The sequence below is a fragment of the Arthrobacter sp. Ha26 genome, from assembly GCF_059091705.1.
Window position 1 is genome coordinate 130,767 of the sequence record NZ_JBNHGX010000007.1, and the last position, 12,998, is coordinate 143,764.

The 12,998-nt window shown below is 65.9% G+C and carries 14 protein-coding genes; 11 read left to right on the plus strand and 3 right to left on the minus strand.

Annotated features, from left to right (window positions below; translation table 11 throughout):
* The first annotated feature begins 5 nt into the window (after nt 1-5).
* The 3 genes from AC5RVY_RS16300 to AC5RVY_RS16310 are packed head-to-tail and all read left to right on the plus strand — an operon-like array spanning nt 6 to nt 2,972.
* A complete protein-coding gene (locus AC5RVY_RS16300) occupies nt 6-779 on the plus strand; it encodes a lysophospholipid acyltransferase family protein (protein WP_493955744.1) in 774 nt (257 codons plus the stop codon).
* Nucleotides 769-1,821, plus strand: coding sequence for an NAD(P)H-dependent glycerol-3-phosphate dehydrogenase (locus AC5RVY_RS16305; RefSeq protein ID WP_493955745.1), 1,053 nt, complete (start codon nt 769-771; stop codon nt 1,819-1,821). The genes AC5RVY_RS16300 and AC5RVY_RS16305 overlap by 11 nt, the downstream gene beginning before the upstream one ends.
* 2 nt (nt 1,822-1,823) lie before the next feature.
* Nucleotides 1,824-2,972 carry a D-alanine--D-alanine ligase family protein gene (locus tag AC5RVY_RS16310; protein WP_493955746.1) on the plus strand — a complete coding sequence of 383 codons (1,149 nt, stop codon included), beginning with the start codon at nt 1,824-1,826 and terminating at the stop codon, nt 2,970-2,972.
* A 240-nt stretch (nt 2,973-3,212) separates the two neighbouring features.
* Here the strand turns inward: AC5RVY_RS16310 and AC5RVY_RS16315 are convergent, their stop codons facing one another.
* A complete protein-coding gene (locus AC5RVY_RS16315; protein ID WP_493955747.1) occupies nt 3,213-3,719 on the minus strand; it encodes a DUF3515 domain-containing protein in 507 nt (168 codons plus the stop codon).
* Between the two features lie 92 nt (nt 3,720-3,811).
* On the opposite strand from AC5RVY_RS16315, the gene thiL reads away from it, so the two are divergent.
* Genes thiL through rsmD form a run of 4 tightly spaced genes read left to right on the plus strand, consistent with a single transcriptional unit; the run spans nt 3,812 to nt 8,784 of the window.
* Complete coding sequence (thiL, locus tag AC5RVY_RS16320) at nt 3,812-4,858, plus strand: thiamine-phosphate kinase (protein WP_493955748.1); 1,047 nt, start codon at nt 3,812-3,814, stop codon at nt 4,856-4,858.
* Between the two features lie 22 nt (nt 4,859-4,880).
* The gene (locus AC5RVY_RS16325; RefSeq protein ID WP_493955749.1) at nt 4,881-5,867 is read left to right on the plus strand and encodes a DAK2 domain-containing protein; all 987 of its coding nucleotides are present in this window, start codon (nt 4,881-4,883) and stop codon (nt 5,865-5,867) included.
* Nucleotides 5,857-8,121: an ATP-dependent DNA helicase RecG gene (locus AC5RVY_RS16330; protein WP_493955750.1), complete on the plus strand. Its 2,265-nt coding sequence runs from the start codon at nt 5,857-5,859 to the stop codon at nt 8,119-8,121. The genes AC5RVY_RS16325 and AC5RVY_RS16330 overlap by 11 nt, the downstream gene beginning before the upstream one ends.
* Before the next feature lie 45 nt (nt 8,122-8,166).
* Nucleotides 8,167-8,784, plus strand: a complete 618-nt coding sequence (gene rsmD, locus AC5RVY_RS16335) for a 16S rRNA (guanine(966)-N(2))-methyltransferase RsmD (protein ID WP_493955751.1) — start codon at nt 8,167-8,169, stop codon at nt 8,782-8,784.
* Here the strand turns inward: rsmD and AC5RVY_RS16340 are convergent.
* Nucleotides 8,781-9,569, minus strand: coding sequence for a spermidine synthase (locus AC5RVY_RS16340; protein ID WP_493955752.1), 789 nt, complete (start codon nt 9,567-9,569; stop codon nt 8,781-8,783). The two genes, rsmD and AC5RVY_RS16340, sit on opposite strands and share 4 nt — an antisense overlap.
* Complete coding sequence (locus AC5RVY_RS16345) at nt 9,569-10,798, minus strand: aminotransferase class I/II-fold pyridoxal phosphate-dependent enzyme (RefSeq protein ID WP_493955753.1); 1,230 nt, start codon at nt 10,796-10,798, stop codon at nt 9,569-9,571. Before AC5RVY_RS16345 ends, AC5RVY_RS16340 begins: the two co-directional genes overlap by 1 nt.
* A 43-nt stretch (nt 10,799-10,841) precedes the next feature.
* Between AC5RVY_RS16345 and coaD the strand changes: the two genes are divergently transcribed.
* The 4 genes from coaD to rnc all read left to right on the plus strand — a co-directional run bounded on the left by coaD (nt 10,842) and on the right by rnc (nt 12,995).
* Nucleotides 10,842-11,342: a pantetheine-phosphate adenylyltransferase gene (gene coaD, locus AC5RVY_RS16350; protein WP_493955754.1), complete on the plus strand. Its 501-nt coding sequence runs from the start codon at nt 10,842-10,844 to the stop codon at nt 11,340-11,342.
* Nucleotides 11,343-11,465: 123 nt separating this feature from the next.
* Complete coding sequence (locus AC5RVY_RS16355) at nt 11,466-11,990, plus strand: YceD family protein (RefSeq protein ID WP_493955839.1); 525 nt, start codon at nt 11,466-11,468, stop codon at nt 11,988-11,990.
* Between the two features lie 36 nt (nt 11,991-12,026).
* Entirely contained in the window at nt 12,027-12,230 is a 204-nt protein-coding gene (rpmF, locus tag AC5RVY_RS16360; RefSeq protein ID WP_009356569.1) for a 50S ribosomal protein L32, read from the plus strand.
* Between the two features lie 21 nt (nt 12,231-12,251).
* On the plus strand, nt 12,252-12,995 hold the full coding sequence (rnc, locus tag AC5RVY_RS16365; protein ID WP_493955840.1) for a ribonuclease III: 744 nt from the start codon (nt 12,252-12,254) through the stop codon (nt 12,993-12,995).
* Nucleotides 12,996-12,998 lie beyond the last annotated feature (3 nt).

Genomic DNA, 12,998 nt, shown 5'->3' on the forward strand with positions numbered 1-12,998 from the left:
CCGACGTGAAAGAGTCTGCGAAAAGCAGGGCCACCTTCATGTTCATCGCCAGCGTTGCCCGCCCGCTGCTGAACCTCATGATGGCCAAGAAGTGGGAGGGAACGGAAAAGCTTCCTGCCGGCGGATTCATCGCTGCGCCCAACCACTGCACCGAGATTGATCCGCTTGTGGTGGGCCACATGCTGTACAACCAGAAGCGCGCCCCGCACTTCCTCGCCAAGGCCGGCCTCTTCCAGGTTCCTGCACTCGGTTGGCTGCTCCGCGCCACCAAGCAGGTTCCCGTGGAGCGTTCGACGGCGGGAGCGAACCGCTCGCTGCAGGTCGCCCAGGAGATTGTCGCCGAGGGCGGCGCCATCATCATTTATCCTGAGGGCACGCTCACGCGTGATCCGGACCTGTGGCCCATGAAGGGGCACACGGGCGCCGCGCGGCTGGCCCTTGAGGGCGGCATTCCCGTGGTTCCCATCGCGCACTGGGGCGCGCACGAGGTGTTCCCCCGGTACGGCAAGCGGTTCCACATCTTCCCCCGCAAGCAGTCGCGCGTGGTGGTGGGCGATCCCGTGGACCTCAGCGCCTTCGCCGGCCGTCCACTGGACAAGGCCACTCTGGGGGCCGCCACCGATGCCATCATGGAGGCCATCACCGGCCTCCTGGCCGAGCTCAGGGGAGAACAGCCACCGGCGGTGCGCTGGGATCCTGCCAAGAAGCAGCAGGCAAAGCACGGACGTTTCGTGGAGCGCGGGCAGCAGAGCGGCGAACGGACGCCCGGTGATTCCTGAGGGAAACCATGGGGGATCGGCCCGTTCCGTTGCCGTGCTTGGGGCGGGCTCCTGGGGGACCACATTTGCGAAGATCCTGGCCGATGCCGCAGCCGCCGCCGGCGTGCCGCGTGCCATCCGGCTGTGGGGCCGGCGCGCCGAAGTGGTGGAGGAAATCAACACTTTCCACCGCAACAGCCAATACCTGAAGGACATCGCGCTCCCGGACAGCATCACCGCCTCCACCGACGTCCACCACGTCCTGGCCGGGGCTGACCTGGTGGTGCTGGCCGTTCCGGCCCAGTCCCTGCGGCCGCAGCTGCGCGGCTGGAAGGACATGATCGCACCCGGCGCCATGGTGGTTTCACTGATGAAGGGCCTGGAACTGCACAGTGACGCCCGGATGAGCGAGGTCATCAGCGAGGAACTCGGCGTTCCAACCGAACGCATCGCGGTGGTCTCCGGACCGAACCTGGCCATGGAGATCGCCCGCCAGGAGCCCACCGCTTCCGTCGTGGCCTGCACCGATTCCGCTGCCGCCGGCTGGATTGCCCGCACCTGCACTGCACCCTATTTCCGGCCTTACACCACGTCGGACATCGTTGGGGTGGAGATCGGCGGCATCGTGAAGAACGTCATTGCCTTGGCCGTGGGTATCTGCGAAGGACGGCAAATGGGCGACAACACCAAAGCTTCCGTCATCACCCGCGGCCTCGCCGAAACCTCCCGCCTGGCGCTGGCCCTGGGCGGCGATGCGAAAACCATGGCCGGGCTGGCTGGCCTGGGGGACCTGGTGGCTACCTGCTCCTCACCCCTCTCAAGGAACCACACTGCCGGCCGGCTGCTCGGCCAGGGACTCACCCTGGAGGAAGTGGGCCAAAAGATGACCCAAACCGCCGAAGGCATTAAATCAGGCCAGGCCGTACATGAGCTTGCGGCAAAGCTGGGCGTCGAGATGCCCATTACGGCCGCCGTCGTCGCCGTGCTGGCAGGCAAGCTGTCCGTTGACCAACTGGGGCCCGTCCTGCTGGCCCGGGAACTGAAACCTGAAGGCGATTACTGAGCATGTCCAACCACAAACTGACCGCAGCAGCGCCGGCCGGCGGGGCAAAACCCCGGGTGGCAGTACTTTTCGGCGGACGCTCCAGCGAGCATGCCGTGAGCTGCGTAACCGCTGCCGGTGTCCTCGGTGCCATCAACAAGGACAAGTATGAGGTGATCCCCATCGGGATCGCCAAGACTGGGCAGTGGGTGCTTGCCGCCGCCGATACCGCCCAGTGGTCCCTGGCCGGGTCAGCGCTGCCCGAGGTGGTCCCCTCGCAGCAAACCGTGACGCTTGCCCAGATCGGCGGCGAACACCAGCTGATCGTCGCTTCACCGAACGAAGTCCCGCAGGAGCTCGGCGCCGTGGACGTGGTGTTCCCGCTGCTGCACGGTCCTTTCGGCGAGGACGGTACCATCCAGGGGCTTCTGGAACTCTCGGACACCAGATACGTGGGAGCCGGAGTCCTGGCCTCCGCCGTGGGCATGGACAAGCACTTCATGAAGGTGGTTTTCGAAGCCGCCGGCCTTCAGGTGGGCCCCTACATCGCCGTGACCGACAGGCAGTGGCGCAACGATGCGGAGTCCGTCCGGAAACGGGTGGACCGGCTCGGTTTCCCGGTCTTCGTCAAGCCCGCGAGGGCCGGATCGTCCATGGGTATTTCCAAGGTGGACTCATTGGACGAGCTGGACGCAGCTATCGAGGAAGCCCGGCGGCACGACCTGAAGCTCGTCATTGAGGCGGGAATTGTTGGCCGCGAAATTGAATGTGCCGTGCTTGAAGGCAGGGGCACCGACGCCCCTCGCACGTCCATGCCCGGTGAGATTTCCGTGGCTGGCGGCACGCACGAGTTCTACGACTTCAACGCGAAGTACGTCGAGGACGACGCCGCAGCGCTCAGCTGCCCGGCGGACCTGCCCCAGGAAGCGATCGCCCGCGTGCGTGAACTTGCGGCGGCCGCTTTTGACGCGGTGGGTGCAGAGGGATTGAGCCGGGTGGATTTCTTCTACACGCCGGACGGCCAGCTGATCATCAATGAGATCAACACCATGCCCGGCTTCACCCCCAAAAGCATGTATCCACAGATGTGGGCAGCCTCAGGCCTGGACTATGCGGACCTGATCGACGAGCTCATCTACCTGGCACTGAACCGGAAGACAGGACTCCGCTAGTCCCCACCGGCACCCTCGCCTCGCTTCGCTTCGGCCGGGGAACCCTGCCGCCGTGGGCCCCCCACCGGCACCCTCGCCTCGCTTCGCTTCGGCCGGGGAACCCTGCCGCCGTGGGCCCCCCACCGGCACCCTCGCCTCGCTTCGCTTCGGCCAGGGAACCCTGCCGCCGTGGGCCCCCCACCGGCACCCTCGCCTCGCTTCGCTTCGGCCAGGGAACCCTGCCGGAGTTGCCGGCAGCCCCTACTGGCTTTTTGGCAAGTCCTGCAGTTCCTCCTGGCCCACGCAGTTCCTGCTGGCCGGGATCTCGGCTGCGGCAACGGCGAGGTCGGCAAGCACGGTGGCGGAGCTGATCTTGTCCGGGTCCATCAGGATCTCCGTGGCGGGCTCCCGCCCGTAGGTGGTCAGCGTCCACACGGGATCGCCTTCCTTGATGACCCAGTCGATCCCGTTGACTGTGACGCACCGGTCCGTAGTGGGGCCGGGTACGTTGACGCCACAGCGCAGGACCACCAGGGAAGGATCGCCCCACGCGGCAGTGGCCTGGCTGTTCGTTTTGCGCAGCGCGGAGTCCCCAATGGCCTCGGGAAGCGCCACCATCATGGGAGCACAGGCCGGGTTCGCAGCATCCTTGGCAGCAGGAACATCCACCGCCGCCGCCGCGCAACTGGCCAGGGGGAGGGCGGCAAAAGCCCCGATCAGTGCCATCCTGGCAGCGCGGGCGGTCAGGGAAGCGTGGGGGCGGTGCATACTCCCAGCCTATCGCTGCAGCCGGGCCGGTCAGGACGGTACTGGTTGGGTGCAGGCCCGCCAATGTCAGTGGACCGCTGTAGCGTAGTGGCGTGCCAGAGAACCGTTTGACCGTCCACCCGCAGCCAGAGGCCGTCGCTGCCCTCTCCGAATCCGAATTGCTGGCGCGGATCTTCCCCCGCCTGTCCAACGGAAACTCCCGCTCCGAAGCCATGCTGCTGGGACCCGGGGATGACGCCGCCGTGATTGCGGTGCCGGACGGGAAGACCGTCATCAGCATCGACACGCAGGTCCAGGACCAGGATTTCCGGCTGGAATGGCCCAACGGCTACCGGACCACCGGGTTTGACGTCGGCTGGAAGGCCGCGGCCCAGAACCTGAGCGACATCAATGCCATGGGGGCCCGTGCCACGTCGCTGGTCGTGAGCCTTACACTTCCGCCGGAGACACCGGTCAGCTGGGTGGAGGACCTGGCGGACGGGCTGACGTCCGGGATCAGGGACCTGGGCGCCACCGGATGTTCCGTGGCGGGAGGGGACCTGGGCCGCGGCCGGGAAATTTCGGTCACCGTTGCCGTGCTCGGCACCCTCGACGGCGGCCGTGCCGTGCTTCGGTCCGGGGCGCAGCCTGGGGATGTCGTTGCGCTCGCCGGTACTGCCGGGTACGCCGCTGCCGGCCTGGCACTCCTCGAATCCCGCGTAGAAGTCGGGGCCCTTCGCCCCGAACAGCGCGTTTTCCTTGACCGCCAGTGCAGGCCGCGGCCGCCGCTGGCCGCCGGCCCCGCAGCACGGGCGGCTAGGGCAACCGCCATGCTGGACATCTCGGACGGGCTGCTGCGGGACGGATTGAGGCTCGCAACAGCCGGCAGCACCACTATCGATCTGGATCCGGCGCAGCTTCAGGTGCTGGGGGAAGTGCTGCGTCCTGCCTCGGACCTATTGGGAACAGACCCTGTGGTATGGGTGCTGAACGGCGGGGAGGACCACGGGCTGCTTGCCACATTCCCTGCCGATGTTCAGCTGCCTCCCGGATTTGCTGCGATAGGCTCAATACAAGCACTGGGAAGCAACGAAAGCCCGAGCGTCACAATTGCGGGCCGGCCCGCAGGCGCCGGGGGATGGGATCACTTTGCACACTAAGGTTGCCGCCAACGCGCAAGCGATGAAGAGGTGGTTGGGCAAGGCTGAGACTGTCATCGGAAACCACAGCGACCGCCTCAACGCCATCAATATCTTCCCGGTAGCAGACGGGGACACCGGTACCAACCTGTACCTGACGGTCCGCGCGGCTGCCCGGTCCGCTGCTGCAGCTGATGATCAGCCCACCCAGCTGGATGTCGGCGTCGTTCTGGCTGCTGCCGGGCAGGCTGCAATGGAGGAAGCCCGTGGAAACTCCGGGACCCTGTTCTCGGTGTTCCTGTGCGCTGCGGCTGAACCGTTGGCCGGCCACACCCGGCTGACCTCCACCCTGCTCGCCGCAGCGTTGAACCGGGCCCAGATCAGGGCATGGTCTGCCCTCAGCGACCCAGTTCCCGGAACCATGCTCTCCGTGATGGAGGCGGCCGCGCGGGCCGCCGCGGCGGTGGACGCCGGACAGAACGGTGATGACAGCAACCACGCCCTGGGCCTGGCCCTGGACGCCGCCGTTGAAGGCGCCCTGGCTGCCGTGATCCGCACCGAGGACCAGCTGGACGCCCTGACCTCGGCCAAGGTGGTGGACGCCGGGGGAGTGGGAATGCTCCTGATCCTGGATTGCCTTAGGTCCGCCGTCCTGGGTGAGGAACTCCAGAGCGAGCTGCTCGACGGCCTGCACGGCTACGACGTCTCCGATCCCCACATCCATACGGCCCTGCCCGATGACGACGGCGTCGAGGTCATGTGCACCATCAGCCTTTCTCCCCTCCACGCAGCCACCCTCCGCCAGCAGCTCGACGAAATCGGCGAGTCCGTCATCATGAGCCAGGTGGGCGGCAACGAAGACACCGACGGGAACTACCGCTGGCGGGTGCATGTGCACGTTCCGGAGCCGGAACCGGCTGTCAGCATCATCAGGGCGCTGGGGGAGCCGGCCCAACTCAGTATCAGCGACCTCGCCGTGCCGCGCGAACCTCACACGGATGCAGTGAACTCCAGTGGGCATGACCGCTGAACTGGATCTTGCGCTGGAACGGCGGATCGGGAAGCGCTCCGCAACCGTCATCGAGAAACATCTTGGCATCACCACCGTGGACGGGCTGCTGAACTACTTCCCGCGCCGCTACCTGAACCGCGGCGAGCTCACCCCCATCAGCGAGCTCCCGCTGGACGAAGAGGTCACCCTCATCGCCCGGGTGCTGTCCAGCAGCACCCGGAACATGCAGGCCCGGCGCGGGACCATCACCGATGTCATCGTGTCCGACGACGACGGGCAGCGGGGGCTTCGGCTGGTGGGCGGCCGTGACTTCCGCGGCAAAGTCCCCGGAACCCTGAAAATCAGCTTCTTCAACGGGTATAAAGCCAAAAGTGATCTCCTCCAGGGACGGCGTGCCCTGTTCTCCGGGAAAGTCACCAGCTACAAAGGCTCACTGGGACTGACCAACCCCGACTTCCAGCTGCTTGACGACGACCCCTTCAGCGACGGCGGCCACGACCCGGAAAAAATCGCCGCGATGCCCATCCCCGTGTACCCGGCGACCTCAAAACTGCCCAGCTGGAAAATCCAGAAGGCCGTCCACGCCCTGCTGGAAACGCTGGACCTGGACGCCCTGCCCGATCCGGTCCCGCCCGCCGTGGCCAGCCGCGAAAAATTCCTGCCGCTGGCCCAGGCCTACCGCCTCATCCACGCACCCGAAACCGCTGACGACTGGCGACGCGCCCAGGACCGGCTCCGGTACCACGAAGCGCTGGTACTGCAGTCCGCGCTGGCCCGCCGCAGGGCGCAACTGGCGGCGGAAGAAGCAACGGCACGGCGCCAGGTTCCCGACGGACTGCTGACCGCCTTCGATGCAAACCTCCCCTTCACCCTCACCGCGGGGCAGGCCGCCATCGGCAAGACCCTGGCAGCCGAACTGGCGCGCGACTCGCCCATGAACCGGCTGCTGCAGGGCGAAGTGGGGTCCGGCAAGACCGTCGTGGCGCTGCGTGCCATGCTGCAGGTGGTGGACGCCGGCGGACAGGCCGCACTGCTGGCACCCACCGAAGTCCTCGCCGCCCAGCATTATGAATCCATCCGGCGTGCCCTGGGACCACTCTCCAGGGATGGCCTGCTGGGTGCGCTGGAGGCCGACTCCGTCCAGGTCACGCTGCTTACAGGTTCCATGCCCGCCGCTGCCCGCAAGCAGGCCATGCTCGACGCTGCTTCCGGGACCGCAGGGATCATCATCGGCACCCACGCCCTGCTCAGCGGCAATGTCACCTTCTACGATCTTGGCCTGATCGTGGTGGACGAGCAGCACCGCTTCGGCGTGGAACAACGCGACGCGCTCCGGGCCAAGGCACGGAAACCTCCCCACCTGTTGGTCATGACCGCCACGCCCATCCCGCGCACTGTTGCCATGACCGTGTTCGGGGACCTTGAGACCTCGGTGCTGGACGAACTGCCCGCGGGCCGGGCGCCGATCAACACCCACCTGGTGGGCCTTGCCGAAAACCCTGCCTGGGCCGGACGCATCTGGTCCCGTTCCCGCGAGGAAATAGATGACGGGCACCAGGTCTATGTGGTCTGCCCCAAGATCGGTACCGACGACGACGGCGACTTCAGTCCCGGTGAAGCGGACCTTGACGAGGCCCTGGACGGGGAAAACGGGCGGGAACTCGCCTCCGTCACCGCCGTCGTCGAACAGCTTCTGGCCGAGCCGGCACTTTCCGGTGTTCCCCTGGCACCGCTTCACGGCCGGCAGCCGCCCGACGTAAAAGCAGCGGCCATGGCCGGTTTTGTGGACAACCAGGTCAAGCTGCTCGTCTCCACCACCGTGATTGAGGTGGGTGTTGACGTGCCCAACGCCACGCTGATGGTTATCCTCGACGCCGACAGGTTCGGCATCTCGCAGTTGCACCAGCTGCGCGGCCGGGTGGGCAGGGGCGGGCTGCCGGGAACCTGCCTGCTGGTCACTGCCCTGGAGCCCGGCCATCCCAGCAGGAAGAGGCTGGAGGCCGTTGCCGCCACCACTGACGGTTTCGAGCTCTCCCAGGAGGACCTGAAGCTGCGCCGCGAGGGCGACATCCTGGGCGCCTCCCAGTCCGGCGGCCGTTCCACGCTTAGGCTGCTGCGCGTGCTCGAGCATGAATCGGTGATCAGCCGGGCCCGTGACGATGCCCAGCAGATCGTGTCACGGGACCCGTCGCTGGCCGCGCACCAGGAACTGGCCGAAGCAATCGAGAAGTACCTCAACCCTGAAAAGGAGGCGTTCCTTGAACGCGGTTAGCATCATGGGACCCACAAGGCGCGGCGGCGGAAGCACGGGCGCCGAGTGAGCCGGATCATCGCAGGAGCAGCGGGTGGCACACCCCTGCAGGCTGTCCCGGGTTCCCTGACCAGGCCCACCACGGACCGGGTCAAGGAAGCGCTGTTCTCACGGCTTGACGCCTTTGGCGTCATCAGCGGCGCCAGGGTGCTTGACCTTTACGCCGGCTCAGGATCGCTGGGGGTGGAGAGCGGGAGCAGGGGAGCCGGCTCCGTGGACCTGGTGGAGTCCGATGCCAAAGCCAGTGCTGTGTGCCAGCGCAACGCGGACCTTATCAATGGGGTCCTGGCGCGAAAAGCAGTGACTGTGCACCGGTCCAAAGTGGAACCGTTCCTGGAACGTGCAGCCGTCGAAGCAGCCTGGGACCTTGTGTTCCTGGACCCGCCCTATCCGCTGGAGGAAGCCGCGTTGTCCGCGGTGCTCGCTAAACTTGCCCCCCACCTGGCGCCCGCGGCCGTGGTGGTGGTGGAGCGGTCGTCCCGTTCGCCGGAACCGGGATGGCCGGGCGGGCTCGCACGGTTTGCGGAGAAAAAGTACGGCGAGACCCGGTTGTGGTTCGCAGAGCCCTTTGTGCCGGACGCCATCGACCCCGACGCCCTTGATGCCGAAGGTGCGGAGGCTTAGGCCTCGAGGGCGTCCAGGTCCACACCGGCCAGGACCTTGGCCGGATGCGGTCCCCGGAAGGCCAGCTCTTCGGACCAGCCTGCGGGCCAGGGTGTTTGGGTGCCGGCCAGGATAATGTTCCCGGGGTAGCGGCCCTCAAACATCCCTGCTTCCGCAAAAGCCGCGACGTCGGCCATCGCCAGCCGCATTGCCGTCACTTGGCTGCGGACCAGGGTGAGGCCTGGCTCGTCCCCAACATTGACGAGCAGGAGCCCGCGCGGGGCAAGCCGTTGCCGCAGTTCCCGGTAAAACTCCCTGCAGGCGAGGTGCGCCGGCGCTTCCGGTCCGGAGAAGATGTCCAGGATGACCACGTCGAAGCGGAGGCAGGGGTCAAGTTCGGTCAGCGCATCCCTGGCATCCCCGATGAGGGTATGCAGGTTTGTCCCCTCGGGCAGGGGCAGCTCCCGAAGGACGAAATCGAGGAGTTCACGCTCCAGTTCCACGGCATACTGGACCGACCCGGGCCGTGTCGCCTGGATGTAGCGCGCCAGTGTGAGGGCCCCGGCTCCCAGGTGCAGGGCCGTGACCGGCGTTCCTGCCTGCGCCGCAAGGTCCACCAGGTGCCCGATCCGCCTCAGGTACTCGTAGAAGATCTCATCCGGCCGCGCCAGGTTCACGTGGGACTGCTCGGCACCGCCGATGCTGAGCACGTAGCTGCCTTCGCTGAAGGCGTCCGGTTCAATGGACGCGTGCTGTCCGGTGGTGCGGAGGAACCGTGCCGCCCGTCCTCCCGTGCCTGCCGGCATCAGACCAGCCCGCCCAGGGTGGCCAGCCTGGTGGCGGCCTCCTCCAGGACCTCTGTCTTTTTGCAGAACGCGAACCGGAGCAGGCTGCTTGTCCTCTCCGCACCTTCCGGATGGCAGAAAACAGGGACCGGTATCGCGGCCACCCCCACCAGGCCCGGAAGCCTGCGGGCCAGATCCACGGAGTCATGGATTCCCAGCGGTGCGGTGTCGACGTTGACGAAGTACGTGCCCTGCGGAGTGTAGACGTCGAAACCGGCGGCCCTCAGCCCGTCACTGAGGATGTCCCGCTTGCGCTTGAGGGTGGCGGCGGCGCCCTCGTAGAACTCGTCCGGCAGGCCGAGCCCGGCGGCAATGGCCGCCTGGAAGGGCGTGCCCGAACTGTAGGTGAGGAACTGTTTGACGGTGCGCACGGCGGACACGAGGTCTTCCGGGCCTGTCACCCACCCGATCTTCCAGCCGGTCAGTGAAAAAGTCTTCCCGGCCGAGGAGATGGTGATGGTACGGTCACCGGCACCCGGGAGGGACGCGACCGGGACGTGGCTGACGCCAAAGGTCAGGTGTTCATACACTTCGTCGGTGATTATCAGGCAGTCATGCTTCCGGGCCAGCTCCACCACGCGCTGCAGGACGGTCCGCGGGAACACGGCACCAGTTGGGTTGTGCGGGTTGTTCAGCAGTACCACCCGGGTCCGCTCTGTGAAGGCAGCTTCCAGGGCGGTCAGGTCCGGCATGAAGTCGGGGGCGAGCAGCGGAGCTGTCACGTGGGTGGCACCGGACAGCCCGATGACCGCGCCATAGGAATCGTAGAACGGTTCAAAGGTCAGGACCTCGTCCCCAGGGCCGGTGAAGGCCAGCAAGGCGGCGGCAATGCCTTCGGTGGCGCCGGTGGTAATGATGACCTCGGTCAGCGGATCAGGGGTGAGGCCGTAGAACCTTTCCTGGTGGGCAGCCACGGCTTCCCGCAGTTCCAGGACTCCCTTCCCGGGCGCGTACTGGTTCGCGCCGGCCGCGATGGCGGCACGGGCAGCTTCCCGTATTTCCAGCGGCCCGTCCTCGTCCGGAAAGCCCTGGCCCAGGTTGATGGCACCCGTCTGCGCCGCAAGCGCGGTCATCTCCTCGAAGATGGTGACGCCCAGCCCGCCGTCGGCCCCGAGGAGGTTGGCTCCGAGCGCGGTCCGTTGCCAGGGGGCGGGGGCCGTGGGGGTGGAAAGTTCCCGTGGAGGATGCATCCAGTCATGGTATCCCGGCCTTTCCATGGGGTAGGTTCGGAGCATGAGACGAGCTGTCTGCCCCGGATCCTTTGACCCCATCCACAACGGCCATCTCGAGGTTATTGCGCGCGCGGCCGGCCTGTTTGACGAGGTCATCGTGGCGGTATCCACCAACCCGGCCAAGAAATACAGGTTCACGCTTGCGGAGCGCCTGGACATGGCCCGGGAAACCCTGGCGCTGCTGAAGGGCATTGTGGTGGAACCAGTGGGGGAAGGTCTGCTCGCGGAATATTGCCGGCAGCGCGGCGTGTCAGCCATCGTCAAGGGCCTCCGGTCTTCCTCCGACTTCGACTATGAGCTGCCCATGGCCACCATGAACCGCCAATTAAGCGGGGTGGAAACGGTCTTCCTGCCGGCCGAGGCCCACTACATCCACTTGTCCTCCACGTTGATCAAGGAAGTCGCAAGCCTGGGCGGCAGCGTCTCCGACTACGTCCCCAGGTCGGTGCACCGGAGGATGCTGGCGGGCGAGTCGGCGCCCGATCAGCAGCCAAGAGGGTAGGCTAGTCAGGTACTTCGGCGGTCCCCGCTGGCTGGTTTGAGTCCCCGCGGCTCTTCAGGCTAAGATGGTACGTCGGTCATATGTTCAACAGGAGTTCTCATTAAAAGAGATGCTGGTTCGCCCCTGGCGTTCGACGTCAAGGACCTCGGACGCAGTCCGGGAAGCATGCGGACACTGAAGGAACATGTACCCGCACCGGGTGATCTTGGTGTGGCGCTCATTGGTGTTCAGGAAGGCTCGGATGTCGAGCTGGATCTGAGGCTTGAGGCCGTACACGAAGGAATTCTGGTATCGGGAACCGCGCTTGCCGAAGTAACCGGCGAATGCGGTCGATGCCTGGATCCCCTTGCGTATGACCTTGAGGTCAATGTGCAAGAACTTTTCTTCTATGAGGGCGTACAGCTTTCGGACGGAGAAGATGATGAAGAGCAACGTCGAGTCGAGCACGATGTAATCGATCTTGAACCGGTGTTGCGGGACGCGGTTGTCACCAATCTGCCGTTCCAGCCGGTGTGCCGGGAAGACTGCCAGGGCCTTTGCTCCGAATGTGGAGTTCGCCTGGAAGACGAGCCGGGGCACCACCACGAGGTCTTGGATCCTCGCTGGGCTGCCCTAGCTGATATGGCTAAGCCTGACCGGCAAAATTGATTTGTACGTGTTTGTCTAGAGAGAAATGAGTTAGCCGTGGCTGTTCCCAAGCGGAAAATGTCTCGCTCGAATACCCGCGCCCGCCGCTCGCAGTGGAAGGCGACCGCCCCCCACCTGGTGAAGACCGTGGAGAACGGCCAGGTCACTTACAGCCTGCCGCACCAGGCCAAGGTTGTCACCGACTCGGCCGGCACCGCGCTGTTCCTTGAGTACAAGGGCCGCAAGGTCGCGGACGTCTAATCGGCCCCTCAGGCTGACATGATGTCTTCAACTGAAGAGCTTTTGAAGCGTCTCGGTGTCTCTATTGACGCCGGGACGCTTCGTCTTGCGCTCACACACCGTTCCTACGCCTACGAAAACGGCGGCATTCCCACCAACGAGCGGCTCGAATTCCTCGGCGACTCCATCCTGGGGTTCTCCGTAACGGACGCCCTGTACCGGGACAACCCGAACCTCCCCGAAGGCGATCTCGCAAAGCGCCGTTCGGCCGTGGTCAGCACCCGTGCCCTTGCCGGCATCGGCCGGAGCCTGGGCATCGGGGAATACATCTACCTCGGGCAGGGCGAAAAGCTCACCGAAGGCAAAAACAAGGCGTCCATCCTGGCGGACACCATGGAGGCCCTGATCGGGGCCACTTACGTGTCCAACGATATCGAGACGGCCCGGCAGCTGGTCATGCGGCTGATCGGGCCCCTGCTGAAGGACGCCGCCGCCCTGGGCGCCGGGACCGACTGGAAAACCAGCATCCAGGAACTTGCGGCCAGCCGCCAGCTCGGAACCATCCACTATGCGGTGGAGGGTTCGGGCCCCGACCATGCCCGGGTTTTCACCGCGGTCCTGCATATCGGCGGCACGGCGTACGGCAAGGGCAGCGGCCACTCCAAGAAGGAAGCGGAGCAGGAAGCTGCCGCCGACGCCTGGCGGGCCCTTACCGGCAAAGCGGCTTCCAGCGCCGTCCCTTCCAGCAACGGGGGCAAGTCCGCCGGCTCAATAGCGGCCAAGTAGCGT

What these genes read in the sequence shown, in the direction of transcription:
- AC5RVY_RS16310 (WP_493955746.1), top strand. Translation starts at nt 1,824, where the DNA reads ATGTCCAACCACAAACTGACCGCAGCAGCGCCGGCCGGCGGGGCAAAA.
- AC5RVY_RS16315 (WP_493955747.1), bottom strand. Translation starts at nt 3,719, where the DNA reads ATGCACCGCCCCCACGCTTCCCTGACCGCCCGCGCTGCCAGGATGGCA.
- AC5RVY_RS16325 (WP_493955749.1), top strand. Translation starts at nt 4,881, where the DNA reads ATGAAGAGGTGGTTGGGCAAGGCTGAGACTGTCATCGGAAACCACAGC.
- AC5RVY_RS16330 (WP_493955750.1), top strand. Translation starts at nt 5,857, where the DNA reads ATGACCGCTGAACTGGATCTTGCGCTGGAACGGCGGATCGGGAAGCGC.
- AC5RVY_RS16340 (WP_493955752.1), bottom strand. Translation starts at nt 9,569, where the DNA reads ATGCCGGCAGGCACGGGAGGACGGGCGGCACGGTTCCTCCGCACCACC.
- AC5RVY_RS16345 (WP_493955753.1), bottom strand. Translation starts at nt 10,798, where the DNA reads ATGCATCCTCCACGGGAACTTTCCACCCCCACGGCCCCCGCCCCCTGG.
- coaD (WP_493955754.1), top strand. Translation starts at nt 10,842, where the DNA reads ATGAGACGAGCTGTCTGCCCCGGATCCTTTGACCCCATCCACAACGGC.
- rnc (WP_493955840.1), top strand. Translation starts at nt 12,252, where the DNA reads ATGTCTTCAACTGAAGAGCTTTTGAAGCGTCTCGGTGTCTCTATTGAC.